At 71.1% G+C, this 4,786-nt stretch carries 4 protein-coding genes; 1 reads left to right on the plus strand and 3 read right to left on the minus strand.

Translation table 11 applies throughout. The features are described from left to right. Nucleotides 1-63: 63 nt before the first annotated feature. From ACFXAE_RS36055 to ACFXAE_RS36065, 3 genes are all read right to left on the minus strand, one after another. Nucleotides 64-912 (minus strand): DUF4429 domain-containing protein, encoded by an 849-nt coding sequence (locus ACFXAE_RS36055; RefSeq protein WP_384723914.1) that lies wholly within the window; start codon nucleotides 910-912, stop codon nucleotides 64-66. A 66-nt stretch (nucleotides 913-978) separates the two neighbouring features. After that, nucleotides 979-2,196 (minus strand): alpha/beta hydrolase, encoded by a 1,218-nt coding sequence (locus tag ACFXAE_RS36060; protein ID WP_384723917.1) that lies wholly within the window; start codon nucleotides 2,194-2,196, stop codon nucleotides 979-981. Between the two features lie 81 nt (nucleotides 2,197-2,277). Further along, nucleotides 2,278-2,940, minus strand: a complete 663-nt coding sequence (locus tag ACFXAE_RS36065) for a TetR family transcriptional regulator (RefSeq protein ID WP_384723920.1) — start codon at nucleotides 2,938-2,940, stop codon at nucleotides 2,278-2,280. Between the two features lie 111 nt (nucleotides 2,941-3,051). On the opposite strand from ACFXAE_RS36065, the gene ACFXAE_RS36070 reads away from it, so the two are divergent. Next, entirely contained in the window at nucleotides 3,052-4,671 is a 1,620-nt protein-coding gene (locus ACFXAE_RS36070) for an MFS transporter (RefSeq protein WP_384723923.1), read from the plus strand. Nucleotides 4,672-4,786 lie beyond the last annotated feature (115 nt).

The following is a 4,786-nucleotide window of genomic DNA, read 5'->3' on the forward strand; positions in this document are numbered from 1 at the left end:
GCCCGGCACCCCGCAGGCGCCGGGCCGCACGACCCGCCCCCGCAGCACCCCACTCGGGGAGCGTCACAGCTCGGCGAGCAACTCCGCCTTCTTCGAGGAGAACTCCTCGTCCGTCACCAGCCCCGCCTGGTGCAGTTCCCCGAGATGCCGGATCCGCTCGGCGATGTCCGCGGGGTCACGGCGCGCACGCGCCGTGGACACCGCCGGCACCGGCGCACAGTTGCGCACCGCCGCCAGCACGGCCGCGGCGAACGGCAGTGACTCGTGCACGGGGCCGTACCCCAGCCCGAACACCACGGCCGCCGGATCCTGATCGGGCTGCGCGGGCGCCGCCCCCGCGTCCCGCCGCAGCAACCGCAGATGCCCCTCGAACACCTCCGGCGACCGCCACTCCACCCCGCTCAGCTCCCCCACCGCGAACCGCTGGTCGCCGGCCTTCCACTTCGCCGACGACGCCCCCGTCCAGAACCACCGGAACGACACCGCCGTACCGTCGAAGGCCGCCTTGCCGTCGTACGCCTTGAACTGCAACGGCACCTCGGGGGCGGCCACCAGATGGCGTTCGGCGGGACCGGACTCGGTGAGCTGTGCGCGCAGTTCGTCGGCGTAGTACTCGGCGAGCGTCTCGCGTTCGGCGGGCAGCACCAGCCGGTAGGGATCGCCGCTCTCCTTCAACTGCCCGGAGGCGGCCTCCAGCAGCGGATCGGCTCCGGGCCGGAGCTCGATCCGCAGGACCACGGTCCCGCGCTTCCCGGGGGCGAGGGACACCCCCTCGATCGCCTCCAGCGGAACACGCCGCTCCCCGAGTGCCTGGAACAGCTTGGGTGTTCGAATCCCCCGTTCGTAACGGATGAGCACGGAGTCGGACCCGAACTCCCAGGCGGCATGAAATCCGGCCAGTACGTCACCCATGCGGCTCATCGTATGCGGCACGAGCTTCTCCGTCCCTTCCCCACGCATACCGCAGTATCTCCGCCTCTACGCGCGTCCGGTAGTGGTCGTACCGGACAAACCCGTCCGGCAGACGTCGTCCTCGCCCGCACAGGACACCGCGCGGTATGCGCCAACACCGATCTCGGCGAAGTTACGCAGACTGTCCGTGCCCGGCTCGAAGTACCCGGCGTGCCCCTTCGCCTCCCGCGCCGACAGCACCCGCGCACCGAATCCCGCCGCCACCGGGTCGGCCCCGTGCCCCAGACCGCCGAGCTCCAGGTACGGCACGTCCTGGATCCAGTCGTCGGCGTCCCGCATCGCCCACACCCGGGCGGTGGTGCGCAGCTGGGACGCCTTCTCCACCCGCATGCCGGGGCTGCCGGCCACCGCGATGTCGGTCACCCGGTCCGGCAGCGCGTGCGCGGCGATGCCGCACACCACGGAGCCGTAGCTGTGGCAGAACAGCGAGACCGGAGCGATCCCGGGCAGCCCGCGCACCAGCGCGTCCAGCCGCAGCGCGCCGTCCTCGGCGCGCATCGCCGTGGCCGCGTCCATGCCGAGCCCGCTGGGGGCGGTGTAGTCGGCCCAGGCGATCACGGCGGTACGGGTCGAGGGAGCGGCGTCGCGCTCGGCCGCGTACAGGGACTTCGCCATGCCGACGGGGGCCGAGTAGGTGCGCCGGGTGCGCTGGAAGGTGAGCAGGTCGGTGTCGACGCCGGGGACGACGACCGAGACCCGCTCGGCCCTGCGCAGGTCACCGAAGACCTCGGCGACCCGGCCGGGGCCCGCCGGGTCGAAGGCGAGGATGTGCCGGCCCGGGCGCATCAGCGCCTCGAAACGGTCCATCCGGCGCGCCGCCTGCCGCTGGCCCGAGGCGGTGAGGCGGGTGTCGTGCACGCGTGTGAGTTCGACCTTGTGGGCCTGCTCAAGCGCGATGCGGTTGGCGCGGTAGCGCAGCTGGACCGGTGCGCCGTTCATGTTGCCGACCGCGAGCGGATAGCGACGGGCGAGACGCGCGCGCTGCCCCTCGGTGAGGGAGGCGAAGAACCGGGCCAGCCGTGCGGGCGCCGACTGCGGGTCCGGCAGCCGGTGGCCGGCCATCCGGCCGTGCTCCCAGGCGTTGAGCGATGCCTGGAGCGGAGCGGGATGGCGCTGATGGCGCAGCGTCGTCCAGCCCGTGGTCGCCAGCATCACGAAAACGACGGCGAGCGCGAGCAGCGCACGCCAGACGTTCGATTGCGGGGAGGTGTCGAAGGAAGTCACTGGAAGGACACACTAGGAGAACGGGAGTGTCTCGCGTGAGCCAAGTGATCGGGATCACGTTTCGTTGTGCCTACTCGGGAATCAATCCGTACGCCAGTTCCCCGTGAGCGCCGGTCCCACATGGTCCAGACAGGTCGTCATCAGGTCCCGCATGGCCTCCGCGCTGAGATCGTCCCCGGTGGACCAGCGCCGCTCCGCCACGCGGACCACCCCGCCGAACGCGGCCACCAGGATCCTCGGCCGGGGGTCGGCGTCCACGTCGAGCCCCTCGCGCTCGGCGACGATGCGCGCCAGCTCCTCCTCCAGCTCCGTCGCGCGGCGCAGATGGGCGGCGAGCAGGGCGGGCGTCGACTCGATGACCCGGTAGACACGCATGTGCAGTTCCAGCGGGACGAGTTGCTCCACGGCCTCGTTGATGCCGTCCCAGCTGTCCAGCACGGCCCGGCGCAGCACCTCCAGCGGTGCCTCACCCGGAGGGCGTGCGCGTACGGCCTCGACGACGTGCGACTCCGCGAGCCGGGGGACGAAGAACACCACCTCCTCCTTGCTGGCGAAGTAGCGGAAGAAGGTGCGCTGCGAGACGTCGACGGCCGCGGCGATGTCGTCGACGGTCGTCCCCTCGTACCCGCGCGTGGCGATCAGCTCCAGTGCGGCCCGGACCAGCGCGTCCCGGGTGCGCTGCTTCTTGCGCTCCCGCAGACCCGGCCGCGGCGGCGCACCCACGGCGGTCCCGACCGTCCCCATTGCTCCTCCTCGAACTGTTTCCCCAGTTCAGGCTATACGGGGATGTCCTGTCAGTGACCGACTGATGAATCGGTTTGTCAACTGTCAGCGGCTGACATTAGCCTCGAACGCATGACTAGTCAGACCACCATCGACAAGACGGGGCCGGGGGACGGCACGCCGGCCACCCCGTCGGACGGAACCCCGGGCAAGGGGCTGCGCGGGCACCCCTGGTTCACCCTCATCACCGTTGCCGTGGGCGTCATGATGGTGGCCCTCGACGGCACCATCGTGGCCATCGCGAACCCGGCCATCGGCAAGGACCTGGGTGCCACCTGGACCGATCTCCAGTGGATCACCAACGCCTACTTCCTCGCCCTCGCGGTCTCCCTGATCACCGCGGGCAAGCTCGGCGACCGGTTCGGTCACCGGCAGACCTTCCTCATCGGCGTGGCGGGCTTCGCCGTCTCGTCGGCGGCCATCGGTCTGTCCGACGGCATCACGATGGTCATCGTCTTCCGTGTCTTCCAGGGCCTGTTCGGCGCCCTGCTGATGCCGGCCGCGCTCGGCCTGCTGCGGGCCACGTTCCCGGCCGAGAAGCTCAACATGGCCATCGGCATCTGGGGCATGGTCATCGGGGCCTCCACCGCGGGCGGCCCGATCCTCGGCGGTGTCCTCGTCGAGCACGTCAACTGGCAGTCGGTGTTCTTCATCAACGTGCCGGTCGGCGTCCTCGCCGTCGCGCTCGGTGCGTGGATCCTGCTCGACCACCGCGCGGAGAACGCGCCGCGCTCGTTCGACCTGCTCGGCATAGCCCTGCTGTCCGGTGCGATGTTCTGCCTCGTCTGGGCCCTGATCAAGGCCCCCGAGTGGGGCTGGGGCGACGTCCAGACCTGGTCGTTCGTCGTCGGCTCGTTCGTCGGCTTCGGGGCCTTCGCCTTCTGGGAGACCAAGGTCAAGGAGCCGCTGATCCCGCTGGCGCTGTTCCGCTCCGTCCCGCTGTCCGCAGGTGTCGTCCTGATGGTCCTGATGGCCATCGCCTTCATGGGCGGCCTGTTCTTCGTCACCTTCTATCTGCAGAACGTGCACGGCATGAGCCCGATCGACGCCGGTCTGCACCTGCTTCCGCTCACGGGCATGATGATCGTCGGATCGCCGCTGGCCGGAGTGATGATCACCAAGGTCGGCCCGCGCATCCCGCTCGCCGGCGGTATGGCCCTCACCGCACTCGCCATGTACGGCATGTCCACGCTGGAGACGGACACCGGCAGCGCTGTGATGTCCCTCTGGTTCGCCCTGCTGGGTCTCGGCCTCGCACCCGTCATGGTCGGCGCCACCGAGGTCATCGTGGGCAACGCGCCGCTCGAGCTCTCCGGCGTCGCCGGTGGTCTCCAGCAGGCCGCCATGCAGATCGGCGGCAGCCTCGGTACGGCCGTGCTGGGCGCGGTGATGGCCTCCAAGGTCGACAACGACCTCGCGGGCAACTGGGCGGACGCGGGGCTCCCGCAGCTCACCCCGGCCCAGCTGGAGCAGAGCGCGGAGCTCGTCCAGCAGGGCATTCCCCCTGTGGAGGAAGGCACCCCGGCGCAGATCGCCGCGAAGATCAGCGACGTCGCCCACGACACCTTCATCTCCGGCATGAGCCTGGCGTCCCTGGTCGCCGCCGGAGTCGCCGTCGTGGCGGTGCTCGTCGCCTTCCTCACCAAGCGCGGTGAGAACGCGGAGGCCGGCGCGGGCGTCGGCCACATCTGACGGGCCGTACGGCCGGGGGGGGCCCCGGGGGGGGAACCCGGCCGCGTGACGCCCGCAGCGGGGCGCCGCCGGGGGGGGGAGCGCGGCGCCGCGGCCAGTACGGCGGGCTCAGCGC

The sequence above is a fragment of the Streptomyces sp. NPDC059454 genome (assembly GCF_042749965.1).
In the GTDB taxonomy this organism is placed as follows: domain Bacteria; phylum Actinomycetota; class Actinomycetes; order Streptomycetales; family Streptomycetaceae; genus Streptomyces.